Source organism: Paralcaligenes ureilyticus (assembly GCF_004346225.1).
Taxonomy (GTDB): domain Bacteria; phylum Pseudomonadota; class Gammaproteobacteria; order Burkholderiales; family Burkholderiaceae_B; genus Paralcaligenes; species Paralcaligenes ureilyticus.
The window spans coordinates 32,435-57,876 of the sequence record NZ_SMAJ01000008.1 but is presented as its reverse complement, the minus strand read 5'-3'; the positions used below and the strand labels follow the sequence as shown (position 1 = coordinate 57,876).

23 protein-coding genes and 2 pseudogenes are annotated in these 25,442 nt (G+C 57.0%); 13 read left to right on the top strand and 12 right to left on the bottom strand.

Going from position 1 to position 25,442, the window contains the following annotated elements:
• Positions 1-74: 74 nt before the first annotated feature.
• The 4 genes from EDC26_RS11885 to EDC26_RS11870 are packed head-to-tail and all read right to left on the bottom strand — an operon-like array spanning position 75 to position 4,822.
• Positions 75-1,115 (bottom strand): ABC transporter substrate-binding protein, encoded by a 1,041-nt coding sequence (locus tag EDC26_RS11885; protein ID WP_132582842.1) that lies wholly within the window; start codon positions 1,113-1,115, stop codon positions 75-77.
• Complete coding sequence (locus tag EDC26_RS11880; protein ID WP_132582840.1) at positions 1,112-2,002, bottom strand: ABC transporter permease; 891 nt, start codon at positions 2,000-2,002, stop codon at positions 1,112-1,114. The genes EDC26_RS11885 and EDC26_RS11880 overlap by 4 nt, the downstream gene beginning before the upstream one ends.
• Positions 1,999-2,823: an ABC transporter ATP-binding protein gene (locus EDC26_RS11875; RefSeq protein WP_243700895.1), complete on the bottom strand. Its 825-nt coding sequence runs from the start codon at positions 2,821-2,823 to the stop codon at positions 1,999-2,001. The genes EDC26_RS11880 and EDC26_RS11875 overlap by 4 nt, the downstream gene beginning before the upstream one ends.
• Complete coding sequence (locus tag EDC26_RS11870) at positions 2,816-4,822, bottom strand: AMP-binding protein (protein WP_132582836.1); 2,007 nt, start codon at positions 4,820-4,822, stop codon at positions 2,816-2,818. The genes EDC26_RS11875 and EDC26_RS11870 overlap by 8 nt, the downstream gene beginning before the upstream one ends.
• A 180-nt stretch (positions 4,823-5,002) precedes the next feature.
• Between EDC26_RS11870 and EDC26_RS11865 the strand changes: the two genes are divergently transcribed.
• From EDC26_RS11865 to EDC26_RS11855, 3 genes are read left to right on the top strand one after another with little or no spacing between them, the layout of a single operon-like run.
• A complete protein-coding gene (locus EDC26_RS11865; protein ID WP_132582834.1) occupies positions 5,003-5,869 on the top strand; it encodes a CoA transferase subunit A in 867 nt (288 codons plus the stop codon).
• Positions 5,866-6,600: a CoA-transferase gene (locus tag EDC26_RS11860; protein ID WP_132582832.1), complete on the top strand. Its 735-nt coding sequence runs from the start codon at positions 5,866-5,868 to the stop codon at positions 6,598-6,600. The genes EDC26_RS11865 and EDC26_RS11860 overlap by 4 nt, the downstream gene beginning before the upstream one ends.
• An 18-nt stretch (positions 6,601-6,618) precedes the next feature.
• Positions 6,619-7,308 (top strand): TetR/AcrR family transcriptional regulator, encoded by a 690-nt coding sequence (locus EDC26_RS11855; protein WP_132582830.1) that lies wholly within the window; start codon positions 6,619-6,621, stop codon positions 7,306-7,308.
• Here the strand turns inward: EDC26_RS11855 and EDC26_RS11850 are convergent.
• Complete coding sequence (locus EDC26_RS11850) at positions 7,267-8,154, bottom strand: LysR family transcriptional regulator (RefSeq protein WP_132582828.1); 888 nt, start codon at positions 8,152-8,154, stop codon at positions 7,267-7,269. The two genes, EDC26_RS11855 and EDC26_RS11850, sit on opposite strands and share 42 nt — an antisense overlap.
• Before the next feature lie 122 nt (positions 8,155-8,276).
• On the opposite strand from EDC26_RS11850, the gene EDC26_RS11845 reads away from it, so the two are divergent.
• From EDC26_RS11845 to EDC26_RS11825, 5 genes and pseudogenes are all read left to right on the top strand, one after another.
• Entirely contained in the window at positions 8,277-9,242 is a 966-nt protein-coding gene (locus EDC26_RS11845; protein ID WP_132582826.1) for a Bug family tripartite tricarboxylate transporter substrate binding protein, read from the top strand.
• 10 nt (positions 9,243-9,252) lie between these two features.
• Positions 9,253-10,362: a mandelate racemase/muconate lactonizing enzyme family protein gene (locus EDC26_RS11840; RefSeq protein ID WP_165931013.1), complete on the top strand. Its 1,110-nt coding sequence runs from the start codon at positions 9,253-9,255 to the stop codon at positions 10,360-10,362.
• A 96-nt stretch (positions 10,363-10,458) separates the two neighbouring features.
• Positions 10,459-11,226 carry a 3-ketoacyl-ACP reductase gene (locus EDC26_RS11835; RefSeq protein ID WP_132582822.1) on the top strand — a complete coding sequence of 256 codons (768 nt, stop codon included), beginning with the start codon at positions 10,459-10,461 and terminating at the stop codon, positions 11,224-11,226.
• Between the two features lie 71 nt (positions 11,227-11,297).
• Positions 11,298-12,470 carry a dihydrodipicolinate synthase family protein gene (locus tag EDC26_RS11830; protein WP_132582820.1) on the top strand — a complete coding sequence of 391 codons (1,173 nt, stop codon included), beginning with the start codon at positions 11,298-11,300 and terminating at the stop codon, positions 12,468-12,470.
• A 189-nt stretch (positions 12,471-12,659) separates the two neighbouring features.
• Positions 12,660-13,093: pseudogene (locus EDC26_RS11825) on the top strand (tyrosine-type recombinase/integrase); the annotation flags it as partial.
• 419 nt (positions 13,094-13,512) lie between these two features.
• Here the strand turns inward: EDC26_RS11825 and EDC26_RS11820 are convergent.
• On the bottom strand, positions 13,513-13,764 hold the full coding sequence (locus EDC26_RS11820) for a hypothetical protein (protein WP_132582818.1): 252 nt from the start codon (positions 13,762-13,764) through the stop codon (positions 13,513-13,515).
• A 687-nt stretch (positions 13,765-14,451) separates the two neighbouring features.
• Between EDC26_RS11820 and EDC26_RS11815 the strand changes: the two genes are divergently transcribed.
• From EDC26_RS11815 to EDC26_RS11795, 5 genes are all read left to right on the top strand, one after another.
• Complete coding sequence (locus EDC26_RS11815) at positions 14,452-14,925, top strand: Hsp20/alpha crystallin family protein (RefSeq protein WP_132582816.1); 474 nt, start codon at positions 14,452-14,454, stop codon at positions 14,923-14,925.
• A 308-nt stretch (positions 14,926-15,233) separates the two neighbouring features.
• On the top strand, positions 15,234-15,674 hold the full coding sequence (locus EDC26_RS11810) for an Hsp20/alpha crystallin family protein (RefSeq protein ID WP_132582814.1): 441 nt from the start codon (positions 15,234-15,236) through the stop codon (positions 15,672-15,674).
• A gap of 16 nt (positions 15,675-15,690) precedes the next feature.
• A complete protein-coding gene (locus EDC26_RS11805) occupies positions 15,691-16,104 on the top strand; it encodes an Hsp20/alpha crystallin family protein (protein ID WP_132582812.1) in 414 nt (137 codons plus the stop codon).
• A 198-nt stretch (positions 16,105-16,302) separates the two neighbouring features.
• Positions 16,303-17,718, top strand: a complete 1,416-nt coding sequence (locus EDC26_RS11800) for an IS1182 family transposase (RefSeq protein ID WP_132582810.1) — start codon at positions 16,303-16,305, stop codon at positions 17,716-17,718.
• 468 nt (positions 17,719-18,186) lie between these two features.
• Positions 18,187-19,344 carry a hypothetical protein gene (locus EDC26_RS11795; RefSeq protein ID WP_207915132.1) on the top strand — a complete coding sequence of 386 codons (1,158 nt, stop codon included), beginning with the start codon at positions 18,187-18,189 and terminating at the stop codon, positions 19,342-19,344.
• Between the two features lie 63 nt (positions 19,345-19,407).
• Here EDC26_RS11795 and EDC26_RS11790 read toward each other — a convergent pair.
• The 6 genes and pseudogenes from EDC26_RS11790 to EDC26_RS11765 form a co-directional block, all read right to left on the bottom strand.
• Positions 19,408-19,699, bottom strand: a pseudogene (locus EDC26_RS11790) (transposase); the annotation flags it as partial.
• 579 nt (positions 19,700-20,278) lie between these two features.
• Positions 20,279-21,256 (bottom strand): Bug family tripartite tricarboxylate transporter substrate binding protein, encoded by a 978-nt coding sequence (locus EDC26_RS11785; RefSeq protein ID WP_132582808.1) that lies wholly within the window; start codon positions 21,254-21,256, stop codon positions 20,279-20,281.
• Positions 21,257-21,285: 29 nt separating this feature from the next.
• Positions 21,286-21,951, bottom strand: a complete 666-nt coding sequence (locus tag EDC26_RS11780) for an RraA family protein (protein ID WP_243700893.1) — start codon at positions 21,949-21,951, stop codon at positions 21,286-21,288.
• Positions 21,948-22,793, bottom strand: a complete 846-nt coding sequence (locus EDC26_RS11775; RefSeq protein ID WP_243700892.1) for a carbon-nitrogen hydrolase family protein — start codon at positions 22,791-22,793, stop codon at positions 21,948-21,950. The genes EDC26_RS11780 and EDC26_RS11775 overlap by 4 nt, the downstream gene beginning before the upstream one ends.
• Positions 22,780-23,700, bottom strand: coding sequence for a LysR family transcriptional regulator (locus tag EDC26_RS11770; RefSeq protein ID WP_132582806.1), 921 nt, complete (start codon positions 23,698-23,700; stop codon positions 22,780-22,782). Before EDC26_RS11770 ends, EDC26_RS11775 begins: the two co-directional genes overlap by 14 nt.
• Entirely contained in the window at positions 23,681-24,604 is a 924-nt protein-coding gene (locus EDC26_RS11765) for a TauD/TfdA dioxygenase family protein (protein ID WP_165931012.1), read from the bottom strand. The genes EDC26_RS11770 and EDC26_RS11765 overlap by 20 nt, the downstream gene beginning before the upstream one ends.
• Positions 24,605-25,442 lie beyond the last annotated feature (838 nt).

Below are 25,442 nucleotides of genomic sequence, written 5' to 3'. Positions count from 1 at the left end.
CGGTAATTCGCCACTCCCGCGGCACAATGGGCTCGGCCCAAGCACACTGGCGGAGGCGCCCTTCGGCACTTCGATCACCAGACCAATGGTTTAACGAACGCGGCCTCTTTCGGCAAATCCATGTTGGCGTGCTTGTCGAGCAGCAAGACCCAACGTGTCAGGTCCTGCGTGCTGACCGCGGTGAGGGTGGTGGCGTTAAGACCGCGCTCGATCATCTTCTTGAGCATCGCTTCCGGGTTGTCCACCTTGTTCATCGGAATGTGCGGCTTCATCACAGCCGCGAGGTCGTCGAGATTGGCCGGCTTCTTGCTCCAGTCCGCCGCATCGTTTAGCCCCTTCACGAAGCTCTTGATGGCCTCACGCTTGGAGTCCAGGTTCTTCTTCATGCCAAAGTAGACGACAGTCGCTCCGAGTCCGGCGATCTCCTTTGGCCCCTTGCCGTTCGTGATGTCGATTCCCATGACGGCCCCGGAGGCAAGCAGGCGCTCGGTAAGCGGTTGATAGGCCATGATACTGTCGACCCGCTTTGCCTGGAAGGCGCTCAACGCGGTGGCCCCCTGGCCGATCGCAACGTACGTTGCCGATGCCGGATCCAGCCCCGCGCTCGAGAACAGAGCCCGGTAGAAGGTCTCCGTGCCGGCGCCGCGCGCCGTCACTCCGAGCCGCTTACCGACGAGGTCCTTCATGACCCCGATCCAGTCCTCACCCTGATGATTGCGCTTCAGATCGCTTTGCAGGAGTACCGAGAAATAGGGTCCGGTCGTGGCGGCCACGGCTTGAACGCCCGCGCCACGAGCGGCCGCAGCGAGAAAGGTATCAATATTCGTCGAGGCGAGATCAAGGCTCCCCGATATCACGGCCGCCAGGCCCTCGGGTCCACTATTTGTGTTGATGAGCTTCACATCGACGTTCGCTCTGGCGAAGAAGTCCTTGTCCTTTGCCACTTGCAGCGTCTGCTGAAAGGCCACACCTGGATAATATTGCACACGAATGGTCTGTAGCGTGGGGCTCGCCGCGTTGGCCGTCCCGTAGCCGAGTCCGGCAGCAACAGCCACGCCCAACGCCAATATCGCGGCAAGGCGGGACTTCATCTTTCCTGTGAAGATTCGTTTCATTTTGCTAACTCCGTTCCTGTTGATGAGTTGTAAGACCACGACGAAACACGACGTTGGATGAGCGTGATGCTCTGGGCCAGCGCGGTCGTGATGACCGCGAGGATGAGTAGGAGCGCGTAGACCTTCGCCATCTGGAAGGTGTTGCTGTAGAGCACGATCTGCTGGCCGACACCGTTTTCGGAGGAGATCATTTCCGAGACGATTACGCCAAGCACGCTGAAGATCATTCCCAGGCGAAGTCCCGCGAAGACTCCCGGCACAGAGGCCGGCAGCGTGATCTTCCTGAATATCTGCGAACGTGTCGCGCCGAGCGATTCCATCAGTCTGTGCCAGTCTCGATCGGCCGAATCGACGCCGGCCAGAACGTTGGAGAGCACCACAAAGAAGACCAGGCTCGCCGAGAGAGCGATCTTCGACGAGGCGCCGATTCCCAGCCACGCGATGAACACAGGCCCGAGAGCGAAACGCGGGATCGCATTGAGTATCGTGAGATACGGGTCGGATACGGCTCGGAACAGCGGCCAGATCGCGAAGACCATTCCCACCGCGACCCCGGCAATTCCCGACAGCAGGAAGGCAAGAATCGATGCCGAGATCGTGTGCCCGAACTGCAGCCACTGTGCCGGTGATGCAATCAATTTCATTCCGGAAACGGCAACTTCCTGAGGACTGCTGAAAAGCAATGGATTCAACCATTGCAGCCGTACGGCCAACTCCCAGAACGCAACGATGACGAGGCCAAAAGAGATCTGCAGCACCAAAAGCCGAATCATGCTGCCGGGCGATCGGCCGCGTCGGCGACGCGCGGGGCGCGTCTTTCCGGCGCCCGACTTAACACTGACGACGGCGCCGCCAAGGGTGGGGTTGGCTTTGGAAACGAAGCTCATGTCAACACCTCCGTCCGGGTCATTGCGGGTGCGGCCGAGACCTCCTTGCGGAGAAGCCCCCAGAGCTCGGAGTAGATCGCGTGGAATTCAGCGGACTGCTGAAGGGAATCCGCCTGCCTCGGCCTGTCCAGTTCGATGCGGATGTCGGCGATGATCCTGCCGGGCCGGCGCGATAGTACGATGACCCTATCGGAAAGCGCAATCGCCTCGGAAAGGTCGTGAGTGACGAACATAACGGTTCTGTCGGCGTGCTTCTCCCAGACCTGCATCAGCACACCGCCAAGCGCCACTTTCGTCTGCGCGTCGAGCGCACCGAAGGGCTCGTCCATAATCAGATACGGCACTTCCAGGGCGAACGTTCGCGCCAGGGCCACGCGCTGACGCATGCCTTGAGAAAGCTGGGCGGGTAGAGCATTGACGAACTCGCCAAGTTGGACTTCGTTGAGCCACTGCTCACACTGAGCGCGCCGGTCGCCGGGGACGCTGCGTACCTCGAGGCCCAGTGCGACGTTCTCCAGCGCCGATCGCCACGGAAGCAAGCAGTCGCGAGCGAACATGAGTCCCATATCCCGGTTTCCTCGCCGGGGCTTGGCCCCACCGATAGTCACGATTCCGCTTTGAAAATCCTGCAGACCCGCGACGATCTCCAGCAGAGTGGATTTACCGCAGCCGCTAGGGCCGACGATGGACACGAACTCGCCCTTGTCGATGCGAAACGAGACATCGTCCAGCACCTTGAGCGGATGCCCCCCAGCGCCCTCGAAGACGTGGCTCAGTCCACGAACCTCAATGCCCGATCCGGGTCGTGAATCATCAAACATAAGCTGTAACCCCATTTGCTTCCTTTCGATCGCTGTCTTCAGACGCTTTGAACGGCGCCGACGCGCTGATGAGTGGAATGCTCTGTAGTGATTCCATGTTCTCGACCGCGGAGAGATCGGGATCGGCGGCGCCCGTAGCGACGTCGCGAATGACGCGGCGAAGAATCTTGAAACTCCGCGACTTGGGCAGCTCTGGTACAACCACGACCCGGTCCGGCGCGAATGGGCGACCCATCTGCGCGATTACGCGCTCCGCGACCTCATTCGCCAGGTCCAACGAATCCCCGCCGGGGCTGGCGACGACGAAGACGCACAAGAGATACCCCTTCTCGCCGCCGGGAATGGAAATTACCGCAGATTCCACGACGTAGGGATGATCGTTCACGACCGACTCCATCTCGGCAGGCCCGACGCGGCGCCCTGCCACCTTCAATGTGTCATCTGAACGTCCCACAACGAACCACGCGCCGGCCTCGTCTCTCAGGGCAAGGTCGCCGTGGGTCCAAACTCCGGGCCGTGCCTTGAGATATGCAGAGCGGAAGCCCTCATCGTTCTTCCAGAATGAGCGCGTCATTCCCATTGCCGGCCGGGTAATGATGAGTTCGCCCACCGTGCCGACAACCGGCTTGCCCGTGGCGTCGACGACATCCGGCGCCATTCCCGGTACCGCGCCATGAAAGGCCGCCGGCACAAGAGGCAGATGCGGATAACAGCCTAATATTCCTCCAGCGACCTCGGTGCCGCCCGACCAGTTGATGATCGGGCATCTTTGCTTGCCGACCTCGAGAAAGAACCATTTCCAGGTGTCCTCGTCCCAGGCCTCCCCCGCCGATCCTAGAAGCCGCAATTGCGAGAGGTCGTTTTCCTCCGCCGGGCGCAGGCCGTGCTGGCGCGCCTGACGCAGTACCGTCGGTGACAGCCCAAGAATGGTCGTTCCCGAGACTGCGACCTCCTGCCAGAGCCGTCCCGGCCGAGGGTAGTCGGGAGAGCCTTCGTATATGATGGCGGTCGCCCCGATGGTGAGCGCCGCATACAGCATGTGCGAACCGGCGGCCCAGCCGGGGTCACCCAGCCACAGAACTCGATCCGTGGGTTTTACATCGAAGCAAAAGAAGTAGTCGTTCACGCACTTCAGCACGTAGGAGCCGTGCGTATGCACTGTGCCCTTCGGCTCACCGGTGCTCCCCGATGTATAGAGCACGGCCAGAGGATGCTCAGCCGCTAGAGACGCAGTCGCCGAGAGCGATAACGGCTCAGGCGGGTCTGAAGGGTACGGGATGTCCGATTCCGGGTTCCAGCCAACTTCGATGCCCGCCCGCACGAGCATGATGACCCGGGCCGGCTCCGGCAGCCGTGCGCGTACCGCGTCGATCGTCTGTTTTAAGCGGCGCACCTTGCCTCCCCTCCAGAAGCCGTCGCAGGTCACGATCACCTGCGGCAGGAAGTGCGAGAACCGCTGCAGCACACTCGCCTCGCCGTAGCCGGAGAAGACCGGGCAGAACACCGCACCGATGTGGCTACACGCGAGCATGCTGATATAGGCTTCGGGAAGATTGGGAAGGAATATGCCGACGCGATCCCCGACGCCGACGCCAAGACCTCTAAGTGTCCGGACGAGGACTTCCACTCGAGAGGCAAGTTGCGCATAGCTGAGTTCGACGACGTCGCCAGGTTCTCCTACCCAGTGCAGAGCGGTCTTGTCGCGCTGAGCACCGAGGTGCTGCCCGAGCACGCTGTCAACGGCATTTCCCATTCCGCCTTCGAACCACACGCCTCCAAAATCGGCGGGTGCGGCGTAGTCAGTGGGTGCCCTGTGCCATGTGATACCAACCTCGTGCTCGACGGCCGGCCAAAACCATTCGGGATCGTCGACCGAGCGAACCAGCAGATCCTCGATAGCGTCGATATTGTGCTTGCGCATGAAACGCATCACATTGGTGTCCTCGCATCTGCCCCCTGTCGCCACATACCGCGACCGCTGATTTTGCTGATCGTCCATGCTTAGATTCCCTCGAATTCTTGTCTCGTTGATTAAGCCGCATGTTCTTCTTCATCGGCTTGACTACCTTCCACGGAGATATTGACTACCAATCGGTCGGTAGGTTATTATATCGAACGTTAGGGCCTTGTCAACACATTCAAACCACTGACCGAAAGCCCTCTTAAAAAGGAAGCAAAGATGGGAAATAAAGTACTGCGCCTTGAAGATGCGGCCGCGCTGATCCAGGACGGGAGCTCGATCACCTTCGGAGGAAGCTTTCTGCAGCGGGTACCCGCTGCGTTCGTTCGCGAACTTGCGCGGCAGCATCGTTCAAACCTGCACCTCATCAAAGCCTCGCCGTCATACGACGCCGACTTGCTGGCGCTCGCAAATGCGATAACGTCGACAGTTTCCGGAATGGTTGGGTTTGAGCGGCCCTATGGGGGTGCGCCGAATTTCCGGCGCAAGGTCGAGCTCGGTACAGTGCATTATGAGGAGCAGACGTGTCCAACGATCGGAGCCGGAATGCGCGCCAGCGCACAAGGCACCCTTTTCATGCCGCTGCCGCCGTCGGCACTGGAAGGAAGCGATATCCCCGGAAATGCCGGCCTCAAGTCGATAGCCGATCCATACACCGGAACGGTGGGATATGCCATGCGTCGACTTCGTCCCGACTGGGCGGTCATTCATGTCGCGGAAGCGGACGAACTAGGCAACGGCAGGCTTCCGCTGGGCGCACCACCGTTCTGGGACCACCTGCTCACCCAGTCGGCGGCGAAAGTCATTCTTACGACGGAGCGGCTCGTCAGCGACGAGGTCTTCCGAGACGAGCCGCACAGAACGCTTGTCGCACCCTATCGTGTGCATGCCGTCGTGAAATGCCCCAGCGGAGCGTGGCCCACGCCCTTCTTCCCTCTCTACGACGCCGACGACCCCGCGATCGTGGAGTACCTCGCCCTTGATGAATCCGATCTACCCGCGTATTTGTCTTCGACCGAAGCCTGCGACCGCGGACTCGCCATCAACCGGACGGTACGACCGTGCGCCAAGGAGGTCGTTCTATGACGTCGCCACGCCCCCACGAACGCCTGCTCGCGAGCATGATGCGGGCACTGCCGGAGAGCGGGATCGTTCTTTTCGGCGCCGACTCGGTATTTCCCATGATCGCGATCTTCGCAGCGCGACGGTGGGGCAAGAATCTCACCGTTGTGAGCGCCGTCAACACCATTGACCCCAGGCCGGACTTCCTCCCCTATTCGACGATGGATCCCCCTGCCGGCCACAGAGGCAGCTATGTCATCCCCATGGCGGAGGCATACGACCTCGTTGGTCGGGGGGAGGTCGACCACATTTTTGTATCCGCCGCGCAGATCGATGCACACGGGGCACTCAACAGCAGTGTTATCCGCATGGACGACGGTCCGGACAAGAGGCTGCCCGGCGGCGGCGGCCTCGCGATGATCTTGCGCACGGTCAGTGTGGTGGATGCCTGGAAACCGGTCCATCTGCGACGCACGTTCCCCCCTCGCGTGGATTTCGTCACGGGCGTAGGAAACCTACGGCATGTCATCACGCCGATGGCCATCATGACCATGGAGGAAGAAGAGCTACGAGTATCATCCATCAGGAGCGGAGATACACTTGATAAGGTGCAAGACGCTACAGAATTTACACTCCAGTTGACGACTAAAGAGAGCGGACTTTCGCGAGCCATTGCCGAACCGACTGCGGAAGAGATCGACTGTATAGAAAGGGTAGACCCACGAGGTGTCCGCTATGCGACCGAAGTCTACTGAATTCGCCAGACGGAGTAAATGATGAAAGACCATAAACGCCAGCCCACCGCAGTGCGTGCGCCAGCCATCGTCAAGGAGGCCGTCCGCCTCTTCACCCTCAATGGCTACGACGCGACATCAGTCGATGCCATCGCCTCCGGGGTCGGAATAACGAAGGCGTCTGTCTATCATCATTTCTCGGGCAAGGAGGAAATCCTCTCCGCGGCGATGGACTTGATACTGGACCCCTTGGAACAACTTCTGGCCGATACACGGCTCGAAGAGATGCCCGCCATCGGCCAGCTTCGGGCGATCGTGGTGAGCGTCATCGAATTGACGGCACTGCATAGAGGCGAGGTCCTGCTGCTATCGATGATCAAAAGCAACACGCAGACAGAGCGCTCGGCGCAGGAACGGCGGCGGAAACTTCAGGCGACCGTGAGCAAAATCATCACTCGCGCGATTGAAGAAGGCTCGATCTCGCCCTTCTTCGACCCCGTCGTACTCGGGCGCCTCATCTTCGGCATGACCAACTCGGTGATGTATTGGTGGGATCTGAACAGGCCATCGAACACCGTGGACACCCAGACGCTCCTCGATCAAATCCTTGGATTCATCTCTTCCGGTGTAAGTTACAGCGCGCCGGCGGAATCGGAAACTGCTTGGAGTATTCCGCACACGGAGAGCTCAAGGCCTGTCGATAAGGCTTTGCGCGACATCAACGAATGACTTCAGCTGCACTATGCTGTTTTGCTTGCGCCACCCCAGCCAAGTCTCTGCGACAAGGCCTGAACCGGACAGTGGAACGAAGCGCAGCCCCTCCATCCGAAGGACCCGCGCGCTGGCCGGGACGATCGCCATAGCCGCGCCGCTGGCAACCAGCCCACAGATCGTGTGGATCTGGGTGGCCTCGTACAGTGTGGTCGCGGTGATGCCTGCGGCGACGAAAGCGGCATCGGTCCGCTCCCTGAACCCGGTCAGATGTCCATAGGGATAGCTGACCAGCCTCTGATTGCTGACATCGGCGAGCGACAGGCGCCGCTTCGCCGCGAGCTTGTGGTCGGCGGGAAGCGCCACGACGAAGGGTTCCCGCGTAAGGCGAAGCATGTCCACGCGCGTGTCCATGACAGGCGGGCGCAGAATTCCTACGTCGATGTGCCCCTCGATCAAGGCGTCGATCTGATCGGCGATCACCATCTCGCGCACCTCGACTTCAACGCCCGGCTGGGCCGCGCGGTAGGCTTTCAGCAGTTTGGGCAGGATCGTATAAGCGGCCGAATTGAAGAACGCAATCGTCAAGCGTCCGACAACCCCCCGTTGCGCCGCTTCCGCGGCGGCGATGGCGACAGCGGATGATTCCAGAACGATGCGCGCATGTTTGAGCAGCACCTCGCCCGCCCGCGTCGGCACGACGCCTTTTGGCGTGCGGATAAATAAATCGAAGCCCAGATCCCGCTCCAATCGCCGGATCTGCTGCGACAAGGGCGGCTGCGCAATGTTGAGCCGAACGGCTGCGCGGCTGAAATTACGTTCTTCCGCAACGGCTATGAAATATCGTAGATGGCGCAGCTCCATGCTGTATCGATCCTATATCAATCTCGTCTGGCTCCCATACCGCGGGGGTCTTGGACGGCTTCCCTGCGCATCCCTATACTGGCTCGGTTTAATGACTGACTTGGCGCAAGCATGGGGGAATTATGAGGCATTTACTGAATAAGTTGATTCTGGTCGGGGGATTGCTGGCGACGACGGTCGCACAGGCCGCGTATCCCGACAAGCAGATCAATCTGGTGGTTCCGTTCGGAGCCGGCGGCGGGACGGATGTCCTGGGGCGCCTGGTTGCCGACCGCCTGGGCCGGTCGCTGGGTGTGACGGTGGTGGTTCTTAACAAGCCCGGCGCGGGCGGAACCATTGGGACGGATTTCGTTGCCAAAGCCAAGCCTGACGGCTATACGCTGCTTATGGGGACTAATGCGACCCTCGCCTTGGCGCCGGGACTGTATCGCAATTTGCCGTACGACCCCGTCAAGGATCTCACTCCTGTCGCTCCCATAGCCAGCGGCCCCAGTATCCTGGTGGTCAATCCTTCGATACCGGCGACGGATGTGCCGTCGTTGATTGCCTATATCAAGAAAAATCCGGGCAAGCTCAATTACGGATCGGCGGGCAACGGCTCGACCGCCCATGTCGCGACCGCACTATTCAATCTGGAGGCGGGCCTCGACGCCGTCCATATTCCGTTCAAGGGCGGCGGTGCGGCGATACAGGAACTGGTGGCCGGCCGCCTGGAGTATATGATGGCCGGCCCAGTGGAATCCACACCACTGATCCATGCCGGCAGGCTGCGCGCCTTGGCGGTGACAAGCCCGGAGCGATTCCCGGGCCAGCCCGATCTGCCCACCATCGCCCAAGCCGGGCTGCCCGGCTACGAAATGCTCAACTGGTTCGGCGTGTTCGGGCCGGATCGCCTCCCCGAAGAGGTGACCCGGGCGCTGGCTCCGGTCTTGAAGAAGATGGTGGATGATCCCGGCGTGCGCGACGCCCTGCTGAAACAGGGCCTACAGCCCAGCGTTTCTACACCGCAAGAGTACCGCGAGTTCGTGCGCGGCGAGGTGGAACGGTGGACGAAACGCATTCGCCAAATGAATATTTCAATTAACTAACGGCCGAATCGTGACACGGATTGCAGAATTACTCCCGCGGGTTTGTACAAAAACCTTTGACAAACCTCCGAGCAACCCGCGCACCACATGGCGGGAGAAGAATACATTTCTTGTGTTCGTCCGCACCGAGGGAGGAGAAATCGGGGTCGGCGAAGTGTGGTGCGAGGCGCTATCGCCCGCTGTGCTGGCAGCATTTGTCCGCGACGAGATGGCCCCGCTGTTCCGCGGCGCGGACATCGAGGACATGGAGCGCCTGTGGCAAATAGGATTCGACCGCACCCGGGTCTCGGCCAAGCCGGGGCTTGCACTCAGCGTGCTGGGCGCCGTGGAAACCGCGCTTTGGGATCTGACGGGAAAGCGGCACGGGCGGCCTCTCTACCGTTTGCTCGGGGCCTGCCGCGATCGTGTGGATGTCTATGCCAGCGGCGGCTTGTACGGCGAAGACAATACGCCGGCCCGCCTCGCCGACGAGATGGCCGGCTACGTGCGGCGCGGCTTTCGTGCGGTCAAAATGAAAGTGGGCGGAAAGTCCCTGGCCGAGGATATGGCGCGTGTCGCGGCTGTGCGCGAGGCGATCGGGCCGGATATCCGCCTCATGGTCGATGCAGTCTATATGCTGGACGGCTCCTCGGCCTTGCGCATGGCACGCGCGCTCGACCGCCTTGACATATGGTTCCTGGAGGCGCCGCTGGCGCCGGGAGACTTGACGGGGTTGCGTCGCCTGACGGCGCGCAGCCCTGTGCCGATCGCAGGCAATGAAGTTGCTTTTGGGCTGGATTCATATCGGGATCTCATCGTAGAGGGCGGTATCGATGTGGTCCATCTCGATGTCAACCAGTGCGGGGGCATTGGCGAGGCCCGGCGGATCGCCGCACTGGCGGCCGCGTTCCACCGGCCCGTGTCCTTCCATAGCGCGACATCGGCGGTGTGCTTCGCCGCCAATCTACATGTCGCGGCGTCTCTTGCGAATACGGAATCGGTGGAATACCACTGCGTGCACCAGATGTTGTTCGATCAAGTGCCTGCGGACCGCTACCCGCTGGTCGACGGCGCGGTGGTGCTGCCCGACGCGCCGGGGCTGGGTATTGATATCGATCCGTGTTCATTGAGGGAAGTCTAGTGTCCTGCCTGCTTAAGAAAATGCCGAGCAAGCCCGTGCACTGCAATGAGCCCACCGGCGTGATTAATCGTTACTTGAAGGTATAGGGAATAGCTAATGGGCAGACCAGTTGCATTCATAACAGGGGCACGGCGAGGCATAGGTAAAGCCATATCGGTGTCTCTTGCAAAGAAGGGCTTCGACCTTTACCTAAGCGACAAAGTCATAGATGACGACGCGCGTCAGACCAGGGAAATTGTGCAGAGCCTGGGTGCGCGAGTTGAATTCAAAGAGTTGGATATTTCAGATCTGAGTTGCCACGGCCCGGCATTTGAGGACGCCTGCCGGCGCTTCGGCAAAGTGGACTGCCTGGTGAACAATGCCGGCATCGGTGCACCTAGCAGAGGAGATATGCTGGAGGTCAGTGAAGAAAATTTCGATCAGCTGATTGCCGTGAATCTGAAAGGCGCATTTTTCTTGACTCAACAGGCCGGCCGTTATTTCTCTAAATTCCCCAAGCAGGATCATCCACGCAGTATCGTGAATGTGTCTTCCATCAGCGCCATCTCGGCCTCGATCACGCGCGCCGAGTACTGCATCTCGAAATCCGCTATCCCGATGTCCACCAAGCTGTTCGCGCTGCGCCTGGCGGAATACGACGTGGCCGTCTTCGAAGTGCGGCCGGGCATTATTCGCACGGATATGACCCAAGGCGTTACAGCCCTATACGATGAACTTATCGCCCAAGGCATCAGCCCTATCAAGCGATGGGGCGAACCGGAGGACGTGGGGCGCGTGGTGGCCGGCTTGGCAAGTGGAGATTTCGAATTCAGTACCGGCAGCGTTTTTTATGCTGACGGTGGCATGCACATACAGAGGCTGTAAGCCACTAACGTTCACCGGTCGGCGATCGATACAGCACAGGCCAATCGCATCGAACTTCAAGAGGTACTGAAATGCATATCCTATTACCAAGGCCAGACGGTGGGCTGGGGTCCTATACCCTTCGGCATTCCGCCGCCCCTTACACGCCGGCCCCGCATACGAAATTCAACCGCATCGCCTTCGCGGCCGCCCACGTAGTGGCCGATCCAACCAAACCCGCGAACCCCTGGGATGAAACCGCCGGTGTAGACTGGGATGCAACCATGGCCTTTCGCGAGTATCTGTGGAGTCTCGGCTTCAAGGTCGCCGAAGCCATGGATACCGCGCAGCGCGGGATGGGCCTGGGCTGGAGCGAGTCGGCGGAGCTCATACGCCGAAGCATTGCACACGCTAGAACCGTTGAAGGCGCGGACTTGCGTTGCGGAGTCGGCACGGACCAGTTGGCTCCCGGCCAATCCGTTACACTCGAGCAAGTCGCCCAAGCGTACATCGAGCAGTTCGAGGTCGTCGAAAAAGCGGGTGGCAAAGCCATCATGATGGCCAGCCGAGCGTTATGCTCGTGCGCCCGCAGCGCCGACGACTATAAAATCGTCTATAGCAGATTGCTTTCGGGCGCTAGCGACAAAGTCATTCTGCACTGGCTCGGCGACGCATTTGACCACCACCTGGCCGGCTATTGGGGTTCGACAGACGTGCCCACCGCCATGGCCACCGTGGTCGACATCATCTGCAGCAACGTCGACAAGGTCGAGGGGATCAAGATCTCGTTGCTGGAAGCCAAATGGGAAGTGGCGCTGCGCAGGCGCCTTCCACCTGGCGTGCGGATGTATACCGGTGATGACTTTAACTACAGCACGCTTATTGCCGGTGATGACGAGGGCCATTCCGAGGCTTTGTTGGGCATTTTTGATCCCATCGCTCCCGTCGCTGCATCGGCACTGATAGCGCTCGCTGAAGGCAACACGGCGCACTACACCGAGATCCTCAAACCCACGGTTGCACTATCCAGGGCAATGTTTCGCGCGCCGACGCAGTATTACAAGGCTGGTGTCGTGTTTCTGGCTTGGCTGAACGGTCATCAGGAGCACTTCACCCTACTTGGAGGGATGCAGTCGGCGCGCTCAGCGCTGCATTACACCGAGTTGTTCCAGCTGGCCGATCAGTGCGGGGCTCTGATTAAGCCCGAGCTGGCTATATTCCGAATGCGCAAATTCTTGTCGGTGTATGCCGGCATCGATGAATGAATGGGATGGCCTCGAGAGTCAAGTAACGGGATGGTCGTCCCTGTCAGCGGCTGAATGCCAATGTACGTTACGCTCAGTCCGGCTCACCCGACGCAAATCAAAGGCGCTCAGGATCAACATCCTCACTGTCGGGTCGTTTCTCTTTCGGAAACCAATGGCCAGTTAGCTCGACATCAAACGCACTAAAGTTACGGGAGCCACGTGACCGCGAGAGCCTCCGTCATGCAGCAAAAGACTCAGCGGCCGGTCCAATTCGAGATCACGGAGCAGACCCGTGAGAGCCTCGAAGCCTGGATCGAAGCGCGAGGACTGAAGGCGGCAGATTTTCTGTTTCCGAGCCGGTTGCATACGTCGCCGCATCTGTCGACGCGGCAGTACGCCCGATAGTGTATCGCTGGGTCGCATCGATTGGTCTCGACGATACCGCATATGGTACCCACACTATGCGCCGCACAAAAGCTGCGCTGGTCTACCGCCGGACAAAGAATCTTCGGGCAGTACAACTGCTGCTCGGGCATACGAAGCTGGAAAGCACGGTTCGCTATCTCGGCATTGAGGTCGACGATGAGCGCCCGCTTTTTCCTGTTCCCCAGAGGCTGCTATGGGTCGAAAGTAAATATTGACGCCAACTTTTGCAATGCCCAAACAGCGATATCATCATTTAATCCGGGAAACGACAAGATTTTATAATCCCAAAAAGCACCTCAACACCGAAAATCGCTCAGAACCCGCACCGAGCTTAGCCATAGGGCTTTTCCGCAATTTTAAATTGAATGAAGTTCGACAGTTGTCGAAGTTCATCCGAATTGAAATAATCTCTCCTGTGAAATCAATGGGTTAGCTAAAATACGTAATTCAATTTGGTGTCGACGCGTCATTCAATTTGGAATTTTGTTCTTGTGCCGCGAACGTAGTAATAAGAGATATTCAGCCCTCCCATACCAATCGGGCAACTAGACTGCCGATGGTACGCTAGCATTATCTAGACATGGCTGAAATCGGGCCAGAAGCCGTCGCTCACCACTAGTGAATCCTGTCGGGATCAGTTGCTGTTGATCCAGTCTTGTGTATCCCGGATGAACCAGGGAAGATTCAACCTTTCCCCCTCGCCGGACTGTATGGTCAAACGCTGACCCGAAGAACCAGGAGTGCTGTTCGCGTCTCGCGTCGTGGAAGATAGCCGGCTCCGATGCCCCAGATCGGTTTGCCGGGGTGGATTATCCGCGCAGGCGGCAATCGACGCGCACGCGACCGCGACAAGGACTGGCCGCAGTGCTAAGTGGAGAGTCTTCATAAGGTTCTGGTTCCCGCTGGCGGCACAGGCCGAAATGCCGGGCAATCAAGGCCTCTACTCTGTACCTTACTCCCAATACGAGGCCTCCGTCAGTTTCTCACGCCCTTCGATGCCAGTATCCACAACAACGGGCCCGACCGCTATTGCGCCCTGGGGAAAACCGGCTGCACTCACTAGTGGCATAATGCTTTTGCATAATATCCGCTTCACTTTCGACGCCGAAAATTTTTGGCCGTGCGGAGTAATACTCTTAACAAAGGTTGAGCGTTTTCGGTGAATAGAACAATTTGCGAAAACAAGAATATCAACAAATTTTGTAAAAATAAGAAGAATTCGAGAAAATGATACGTTGCCGCACAGAGGGCATCGACAAGTAACATGAAGGGGCGCTTTGATGATGAAACATGACGTCATGGGCATATCTGTTAGTTCTGGTCTAGACTTGAGGCTGATGTGAAGGGCCGTGTTCGGCCTTGGATTCAACCGGTCGACGAAGCACAACGCGGTGATTGCGTAGTGAGCGGCTCAGCATAGTTGAATGAGGTTTTTTGCCAGTAGTGAACGCGCACACGAACTGTCGCCAGATGGACACCTCAAAAAGAATTTGTAACAATATCATCGTGCAGATAGTGCTTCAGATGGAAAGGTATTTGCGGTTACGGGTTCAGATCATTAGGGACGAATACCATGGAACCCTTTAAGAACCTAATAGAACAGGCTTGGGAAAAACTGACGGAGGGCTGGCGAGAGCTGCTCACACGCGGCAGCGGTTCGCTGACTCATTTCAGCACCGAAGGCGCGGGAAAGAACGACTCGGCGCAGGAATTTCCTCAATGGAGTCTGCTCGCTGCGGAGACATGGGAGACCGCGCTATCGGTCGTGATTCGCCTGGAAATTCCCGGCATTGCTGAGGACGAACTGGTCGTCGACATCCACGAGAATATCCTGCGCGTCCGTGGTGAAAAACGGTCGAGCGTTGGGCAGGAAGGCCGGCGATACCACCTTATGGAGCGGGCGTACGGGCATTTCGAGCGCAGCATCTCTTTACCTCAGGATGTTGATCAAAATCAAGCCGAAGTCTCCTATCGCGATGGTGTGTTGACGGTGATAGTGCCCAAAACAAACACGCTGCCACCGCGTCGCCTTCCTGTATCGAAGTGAGGAGAGGCAGCTGCAATACCGGGCCTGGGCCACTTGCAGTTGACGACGACCAATGGCGCCAACCACCATTTTCCTGCGGTGCTTTGCGACCCAACCTTGCCCACAATTACCGACGGTTCTGGGAGAGGTGATCGACATCAATGCGAATGTGTCGCGCGGCGCTTGCGTGTAGCAAATCAAGTGCAAATTGGGGTTGTCACGGGAAAGGGAAGACCCTTGAAATATCCGGGATCAACCCTAAAATAATAAGCGGAAGCGCCACGGCGCACGCCGTGGCGCTTGGTTCAACCGTAAGAAAGGAGAGTCTTATGTACCGACCCTTGTTTGCCCGCGACGTATTCGCGGAGTTAGATCGCCTGCAACGCGAGATGCAGGACGCGTTTGACCTGTCACCCAGCATCCGCGGCATTGGTCGCGGTAGCTTTCCCGCGTTAAACGTAGGCGGAACGCCACAATCAGTGGAGGTCTATGCCTTTGCACCCGGTCTTGATCCGGCCACTATGGAAGTGACTCTGGACCGTGGTCTGCTAACTATTGCCGGCGAACGAAACCTAGAGATTCCTGCCCGGGACGATGATAAAGCCACCGTACACATCAACGAGCGTTTCGGTGGCCGGTTCCGGCGGGTGGTGAGCGTCTCCGACGATGTGGACCCCAGTACTGTATCCGCCGACTATCAAGACGGCGTGCTGCACATCCACATGAAGCGTCAGGAATCGGCCCAACCCCGCCGCATTACCGTGCAATGATATCGGAGAGTCAATCATGAACGATACAACCGCAATTACCAGAAACGAACAGGCTTCGCATGCCGCGAGGACGCGTGCCGAAGCGGCTCAGCGCAGCGACGAGGCCCTGATGCCGCCGGTAGACGTGATCGAAGACAGCACCGGTATTACACTGCGTGCCGATTTACCCGGCGTCCCCAAAGACGGGCTAAAACTGCAGGTAGAAGCTGGCACCCTGACGATTGAGGGCGACGTGAGCATTCCAATGCTGGAAAGCATGGAGGCGACTTATGTCGAGGTAGGCCTGCCACGCTTCCGGAGGGTCTTTACACTATCCAAGGAACTTGATACCAGCAAGGTGTCCGCCGAGCTCAAGCATGGCGTGCTGAACCTACGCATTCCGAAGGCCGAGCATGCCCAACCGCGTCGGATCGACATCAAGGTAAACTAAAGCTAAAGCGGCCCGCCGCCTCTCGTGTGAGGGGCGGCGGGCAACGGATGCTTCAGTCCACTTCGCTCTCTACACTTCGCTCTCTATATTATTAGTGTGTATGAAGTTCCGCTGTGGGTCTATTGTGTTGAAAAACTCCCCGAAATGCACGCGTTTTGTATATCCTAACGTTTAGTCGATAAACGGGAGGGTGCCGCGATGATGGGTCAACAAACTGGCTTGCAGGAGAAGCTTTTTTATTCCTTCAATCTTGATGATCACGTGCCCCGGTCCCACTTGTTGCGTGGCATTGATCGCTTTTTTGACCTGGGTGATTTGCGCAAGCATCTCGCCCCTTTTTATAGTCACACTGGTCGGCCATCGATTGATCCGGAACTGATGGTGCGTATGCTGATCGTGAGTTACTGCTTGGGTATACGCTCTGAACGTCGGCTGTGCGAAGAGGTTCACCTGAACCTGGCATATCGTTGGTTCTGTCGGCTGGAGCTCGACGATGCGGTGCCCGACCACTCCACCTTCTCCAAGAATCGACACGGTCGATTTCGCGATAGTGAGGCGCTACGGCACGTGTTCGAGTTCGTCTTGCGCCGGTGCATGACCGAAGGCCTTGTGGCGGGTGAAGGGTTCGCCATTGACGCCAGCGTCATCAAAGCCGACGCCAACCGAGCACGTGGTATACCAGGCACTGAAGTCACCGACTGGCATCAAAGCGACCGACAGAGCCGTGCCGTACGCGAATACCTCGAAGCGTTGGAAGAAAACAACCCCACCGATGACAACATTCCCGCTTCGACAGAGTCGACGACACCTCCGAAGAATATTTCACTGACCGATCCGGCCGCGCGCTGGACGGCAGCCCCAGGCGGTCCGGCTTTCTATGCTTACTCGACCAACTATCTGATAGACCTACAAGCGGGCATCATTGTGGATGTGAAAGCCACGCCAGCCTATCGAACCCAAGAGGTAGAGTCGGCCAAGACTATGGTAGGCCGAGTTGCCCAGCGCTTCGATCTTAAACCTCGCCGTTTGGTGGGCGATACGGCCTATGGCACGGGCCCCATGCTCGGCTGGATGGTTCACGAAAAAGGCATAGCGCCGCACGTTCCCGTTTGGGATAAAACCGAGCGCAAGGACGGGACCTTCTCAATCGGTGACTTCACTTGGGATGAACAGGCAAACGAGTACCGTTGCCCAGAAGGGCATGCGTTACGCAGCGACAGGCGTGCATTCAAAAACCCACGCACACGCATCACCAAAGCGGACACGATTATCTACCGATCCAGCCAGTCTGATTGCAGCACCTGTCCGCAGAAAGACCAATGCTGTCCTAACACGCCAACCCGTAAAATCGCTCGCAGCATCCATGAAGCCGAGCGGAATGTGGCTAGGTCCATCGCCGCAACGCCTGAGTACCGGCAATCACGCTGCGATCGAAAGAAGGTTGAGATGTTATTTGCTCACCTTAAATGCATCTTGAAGCTGGATCGTTTGCGACTGCGAGGACTCTCGGGGGCACAAGACGAGTTCCTGCTGGCGGCGACTGCGCAGAATTTACGACGAATGGCAAAGTGGCTGGTGCCAAGCGATAAAAAGGCACAAGAAATGCCTGCTTGAGGCATTCGAGTGGTCGAGTTGCTGATGTAATCAAGCGGCGCCGAAAAACCGATTAAGCCGTTACAACTTGGGCAGTTCTTTTTTTGTAGTGTTCAAACCGGGTTTTTCAACACAATAGGCCAGGAGGGAGTACCGGTGACCGGCAGCTCTGGTGCAAACCATCTGGTGCCGGAACGAGTGATGAGTGCCGCTTCTTCGCCAGAGGTATAGCGCGCCGCCGAGCTTCCGACCGCCATAGTCGTTCTCTCATCGCATGGCTTCTCATGGCGTTACGCATTCGTTCAGCTGAACGCTAGAGCTAGCGCGCGCTCCGTTTCGAATTGCAAGGAGGAAACATGTCACTGAAAGAGACGAAGGGGCATTTACTCAAACTGCTAGGTGACGCCGAGAACAAGGTAATCGCGCTGTCTGGAAAGTGGGGCACCGGCAAGACCCACTTGTGGTGCGAGGTTATGAATGAGTCCGAGGATGCTGACCACGCCGGAAGAAGCATTCGCCATAGCCGTAGAACTTTTTCCATCCCGCCATGCCGAGTCGATCAAGCGGGCGTCGGTCGCCTGTGGGCTTACCAACATCCGCATCATCGGGAAAGTCATCAAGGCCGCCAATCGAATCCTGGGTGATCGGGCGCTGGAAGATGCGCTGCTGGCCAGGGTGGTACCGTCGATCGTCCTCTTTGCGGCGATTCACTACAAGGGCCTCGAAGATGGGCCGGACTTCCAGTTCGCTCTGAGCATAGGCTCCCCCAGCGACTGGAAGGATTTCGTCAAGGACGAGAACAAGGAGCCCACGGAAGAAGAGAAGCACCGAGCGAAGTGGCGGCTGCTCATGAACGAGTTGGGTATCCATGGGTGCGATGAATTCGAAGCCTTGGTGGTGGAGTTCTTGGAGTCGGGCCTGTTCGACGCCAGCAGGCTCGCGCCGATCATCGATCGATACGCCGCCGAGAGGCAGCACGTCGAGGCTCGCGAGAAGGCCAGCCAGTTTCTGTTCAAGGTGTTCTGGGATCACCGTATCGGCGATGCCCAATTGCTTGAAATGGCCTCAGAGCTGCCTGCCATCGCGAGCTTTTTGGACCCTTACGTGTGCTCCGAACTCGATAGGGCGTTGGCCGACATCCCGGGTGGCAAGAGCATCGGCCAAGAGATCGTTGATGGATGGATCGTCTCCTTTAAAGCCCAGAAGCATAAGCACGTCAACGACGAAAACCCGTTCAATCGCCCACTACACGAAGCCATCACGGCGGAGTTCGCCGCCGTCAATGCACAGGCTCAGGGACGGACCACCGTTCTTGATACCTGCATGTATATCATTGAAAACAATGGTTGGGGGACAATGCACGAAGTGGCCATGAAGGGGGCCACGTCCGCCGACTTTGAATTTGCTATCCGGAACATGGAGATCGAGAAGTTGCGTCGGTTTTTGCGACGCATGATCGAGATGCGCCTTCAAAGGCAGACCTACGACCTTCACTTCGGAACTGCTACTGAGCGCTTCGTCGATGCTTGCCGGAGCATCGCCAACGATCCCGCTTCCAGCCGGTTGGCTGGGCTGATCAAGCGCCTCTTTGCCGGTACGACGCTCGCTTCGGAACTGGTATTGCCGCAGGCCCAGCCCCCAACGTAGCGACGCATCGGAATGTCCGCTTCCAAAAGTGGCTAATATCTGCTCTGGGTCGAGACTGTCCGTGCCAGTGTCACGGCGGAAGTCCGCGATAGCTTTGAAGTCCGGCGCTAGACGGCCGATAAGCCACATCAGTTCGACACTACTCTCGCTCCAGCCGACGGCTGGACTGGGCTCGATTCAAATATCCGTAGATATAGATATTCAGGAGCACAGCCGGGTGATACGACGGGCGACCCGTAGCTGCCGGTGCGGCTCGATCAAAACCGATCGATACCAGGCTCAACTCGTCAACGAACGCATCAATTACGCGTACCGGATTGTCGTCGGCGATAAAGTCATCCAGGCATTCTGGCATCAGCGTCACCTGCTACCGGCCCTGGCCTTCGATGAATCGAGGCATGTTGGCTCCCACAATCGAGATGCTAGAGCTCTATCGACATCGGCCCACCAGCGCCAAGGGGTTTTCACACAGCCTCGGTCAGTTTGAGCCACTGGTGATAGATTTCAATCGGCGAGGTCCATAAACATCGCCAAAAGCCAAAATCTCCGGACTTGGAATATGCACCTAAAGGCAAAAAAACAGCTGTAGAGCGCATCAATATTGGCTTTACGTGTTTTTGAGAGTTCCAAACTGAGTGACGGAAATTCCAAATGTCGATTGTCATTGAGTTTGGAATCCCACACCTATAAAAATCAACAGCTTACGGGAAATTCGCCATTGAGCTTGAAACCCGCTAGTCGTTTAGTTTGGAATTTTCCGAACTTTCCACCACTTAGTTTGGAATTTTCTGACAATCCACATCTTCGCTCAAATTTTCAACGAATAGCATGGATAGCGGGGCTCTTCAGTTTGCTTGTCTTTATCGGCTTCGTCCACGCAATTAGATGCGTGGCAGATATTGATTTTTGAGGTGAATTCCGAACAAATGCGCCATCAGTGCTTCTTCGCCCCGGTAAGTTCGATAACCTCTTTCCACTTGCGGGCTTCGTCTTTCAGAAACGCTGGAATCTGCGCCCGTGGCATGCTCATTGGCACCAGACCTAACCCTAATAAGCGCTCGCGCATCTTCTCATCCTGCATGACTGCGGCAACTTCTTTCTCAAGGCGCTGCTTTGCTTCATCCGGCACTCCCGTAGGCGCCATCAAAAGAATCCAGCCCTGCATATTGAAGTCCTTGAAACCTTGTTCTGCAAGGGTCGACACTTCAGGCAGGCTCGGTATACGCTCGGCTGACGTAACTCCGATTGGTTTGACGCGATTTCCCTGCAAGGCCGAGGCCAAAACGGGTAAGTTGTCAGACATGAAGTCTATCTGCCCTCCAATCAGGCCTGTGAGGCTTTGCACCCCACCTTTATACGGGATGTGCATGCCAGAGATACCGGCATCATGCAGGAACTTAGAGATGACGAGGTGCGGCGTCGTTCCCACTCCAGGAGTGCCATAGGTTAGATTCTGTCCTTGCTCTTTTGCATGCTTGATAAGGCCTCTCACCGTATCGAACGGCTCATCTGATCGGACCACCATCACTTGCGGTGCCCAGGCAATCGCGGCTATGGGCTCCAGATTCACAAGAGGATCATAGGTCATCGTTTCTGGACGCAACGACGGCACAATCGCTAAGGGACCTGTTGAGCCCATGACCAGCGTATACCCGTCAGCGGGCTGTTTGGCCACAAAACCTGTGCCGATAGTACCGCTGGCGCCGACCTTATTTTCAACCACGACGGCCTGGCCTAGGCGTGGCGAGAGCAACTCCGCCAACAAGCGCATTGCAACGTCAGAAGAATTGCCGGGCGGAAAGGGCACCACGATCTTGATCGGGTGCTCTGGCCACGCTGCCTGGGCGAGCGTGGCGGTAAAAGTCAAGTAACTGAAGGCTAATCCAATGGCGAGAACTTTGTGCAGCTTCATAAGATATTCTCCAATAGTCGTTTTGTTTGTTATGCTTCTTCAAGGACATACTTGCTCGCCCCCGACAGGTCGCCGAGTCGTTCGCCGCCACGCATCTGCTCACCGTTTTTATCGCCGCGAGACTGTTTTTCCAGCGCCATTTCGGACACTTCAGCGACCTCGGCCCGGGGAATGATAAGCACACCATTTTCATCAGCCAGGATAATGTCGCCCGGGCAGACGACGGCGCCCCCACATGCCACGGGCTTGTTCATCTGCCCACCAATGTTGTAAATCCGGGTGGTGATGGGCGATATGCCTCGGGCCCAAACAGGAAAACCGAGATCTTCGAGTTCAGCGGGATCCGTGCACATGCCATCCACGATAGCGCCCACAGCACCCGCTAGCACAGCGCCAAGCGCCACGCCGCCGCCCAGACAAGCATGCTTTTGATCGCCCAATCGGTCGATAACCAACACATCTCCTGGGCGCAGCAGCGTCAGAGCGTGATGTAGTAGGGTGGAATCCTGCCCGGGCAGCGACAAGGTCACCGCAGTGCCAATTATCTTGCGCGTATGGTTTACTGGCTTGATGTCAGGGGCCATGAATCCCCAGTGACGGAAGTGGCCAACGGTAGCGGTCTGCACCGCTGATAACATGTCGACGTATTTCGGATCCAATGCAGCAGGCATGGGCTCTAGGACGAATTTTTTCACTGAAGCACCTTTTGTTTGGCCAAGGGAATTTCCTTGCGGACTTTATCGATTAACTGAATATCCAACCGGGCCGTGGCAAAGCCGTCGCCGTCGGAGCACTTGGCGATAACGTGGCCCCAAGGGTCGACGACGAGTGAATGCCCATAGGTATATCGCGTCTCGCCATTTTGCGTAAAAGGTCCATGCGAACCGCAGGCCACCACATAGCTTTGCGTCTCAATCGCCCGCGCCCGACACAATACTTCCCAGTGATCTTTGCCCGTTTGTAAGGTGAACGCAGCGGGCAACATGATTACATTGGCACCATTGCTGACAAGTCGCCGAAAGAGCTCAGGAAACCGAAGGTCGTAGCAGATGGCCAGGCCGAGGCGAAAGTCGCCCACGTCAGCTGTGCTGATCTCCGAGCCGGCTGCCACCGCGTCGGACTCCCCATAACGCAGCCCATCCGGAGTGAAGATGTCAAACATATGCATCTTCCTATACCGCGCAAGCTCCTTGCCGTGGGGATCGAACACCACGGTTGTGTTGAACACGCGCTCCTGATTGGGAACCTTCTCGTAAAAGCTGCCTGAATGAACGTAGATGCCGTATTCAGCGGCCATGCGGGCGCAAAACCTATAAGCTGGGCCATCAGTTTCGGGCTCGCCCGCTGCCACCTTCTCTTGCGCGCTGCCGCCCGCCCAATCAAAGTGCTCGGGAAACACGATCATGTCGGGGGTGTCTTGTGTAACGGCACTGCGCGTCAGTCTTTCGGCTGTCGCAAGATTCGCCGCTTTATCCGAGACGGAATTCATTTGAATGACGGAAACTTTCACTACCATTTCTCCTTTATTGCCAAGCAATTCTTTTGCCGACCGATTCGCAATAATTGGCCGCGACGTCACGCGCCAAGGCCGCAACCGCTCTTGCTAGGCCCTGGCCTTGGTCGCGCAGGAACACCGCCTGGTAGTTCACTGAAACGAACGGTCGTTTAAGTTTGATGGGGGCCAACTCGCCGGAGGCGATCTCCCGTTGCACGATGGCTTCGGGAACAGCGGCGATGCCGATACCAGATATGGCAAGCTGAAGATTGGTGGGAACCGCATTCGATACATGGATGATCTGTGGACGCACGCCGCAGTTTTCGAAATAGCGGTCGATGCGAAGTTGAGACCGCGTCCCGGGCGGATAGCCAATAATAGGATACTGGGCTAGCTCTTCAGGAAGTGCTGCATCGGCAAATTTCAGTTCCAATTTGGGGCTGGCGACAAAGGTCATAGAAAATGCGCACAACGGTACACTTTCGAAACGCTCGTGTACCGATTCGCTATCGGCACCTAGAACAAGATCGACTCGGCCTATTTCCAGTTCTTTGAGTAGCCTCTCGGTCAGCTCGGTCTTCAAGCTAATCGAGATTCTCGGGTAGTCCTGTCGCAGCGTATCTACAAGTCTCGGCAATATTGTCGGAATCAACGTGCTGGTCATTCCAATTCTCAATGAGCCCACCAGTTTGTTCGGATCAAGCATGGAGGCGCGTAAGGACTGGTGGGCGCTTACAATGCGGTCGGCATGCTCTAAAAAGGTCACGCCGACGGAGGTCGGCTCAAAGCCGTCGCCCCCACGTATGAAAAGGCAAACGCCCAGATCCTGTTCGAGGTTGGATATCCGGCTCGATACAGCCGCCTGCGTAAGGCAGAGCTTTTCGGCCGTGGCCTTGATGCTTTTTAACTTGGCCAGCCACAGCGCCGTTTCAAGAAACCGAATATTCATTAAGCAATGCTACCTGTACGCCGGCACTAGACTGGGCCATCACCGGCAGTTCACCTTCCAATGTAGTTCTATGCATCGTCCTGACGTATTTCGTATCGTCAAAGCCGGTAGCGCAGTGTTGTGTGCAGCGATTGTCCCAGAGCACCGCATCGCCAGATGACCATTTGTGCGTGTAAATGAACTGAGGGTGCTTAGCAAAATCTTGAAGAAACGTAATTAGCTCTTTGCTTTCATTGAAGGGTAGTCCTTCAACGTCACAAGCCCAGCGCCCAATGTAAAGCGAGGTGCGCCTGCTAAGCGGATGTTGTCGTGTTAAGGGATGGTAGACGTCAGGCCGTTCGCGCTTTTCCTCCTCTGTGAGTGGCGCCATCAGGGGGTAGTGGGTCAAATGCAAGTCGATTCGACTGTAGCGAACACGCCGCCCGGCGATAATCTCTTTGACGCTCTGAGGCAAGGCTTCATAGACGCTGTACATATCGACAAAGAGCGTGTCGCCGCGCTCAGGGGGAACCTGTCTTGCATATAGGAAGGAGCCACCGTTCGGAATGGCTTTGTCCTCGCCATCGGTATGGAATCCCTCGCCAACTCGACGAAGTCCAGCATCGCCTTCGGCATCGCCCGCCACGGGTTTGGAGGGATCGACCTTGCTCGCATTCGATACCACGAACACTTCGGGGTAGCCGTCAAGATTGAACTTGAACGGCCTCATGATATGCAAGGAGCCTAATCGACGGCTAAAGCGCACGTGCTCCTCGGGACTCATGTTCACAGCGCGGAAGCACAGAATCGAATGTTTCATCCAGGCACGCATAATCTGTTCAAGGTCGTCTTCTGATACCACCAACCCAGATGGGCAATCCAAGACATCGGCACCAAAACCATCTATTTTCGGTATTATTTTCATAATCTCCTCCATCAAGTAAGTGGTCACATGATGTGCGTCACTGTAAAGCGTGACAAGCGAAAAATTTTTGTATTCGGCTTAACATTTCTTTAAGACGCGGCAGCCGTCTGGTAGGCTGATAGGGGAGCGAGTGCAAGGGACCGACCTACTGAAAAAGAGAAATAAAGTCTGCCGAAACCGGTATGACCGTAGATCCTAAACATCGCCAAAAGCCAAAATCCCCGGGTTTGGAATCCTCATCTAAAGACAAAAAAACGGTCGTAGGACGCATCAAAATTAGCTTTACGTATTTTGGAGAGTTCCAAACTGGGTGAAAGGAATTCCAAATGTCGATTTTCATTGAGTTTGGAACCCGTTAGTCGTTTAGTTTGGAATTTTCCGACAACTTCGTTCTTTGCCTAAATTTTTTGCTACTGGCACAAATAGGCTAGCCGAGCATCAAAGGCTGCGAATCGCAGAACAGACAACTTCGGAGTGAATAAATCATGAAACGGATTATTAATATTCTAGGCACTGGTCATTTTCCTTGTCGTCATCTGGTTCATGTTTGGTGGGCGAATTTCCTATGCAGTAGCGGAATGCTCTAAGGGCGCGAAGCCTTGTATGTTATAGCCCTTGGAGTCGTAGACATCACCGACAAGAATGGCCGATGCGTCGGTGCGGGTTGCAGTATGTGAAATGTACTCGGCGCTTGGCTGACGGGTCGAATAATGGAGATATCGCCACCCATCGCCTAAGAGCAATGTGGTAGGTCTGCAATCACAGAAAACATCGAATCAAAGAAGCTAAGGTCGGCTTAAATGCCTAATTTTTCAGTCGTAAGGGAGCTAACAACTTC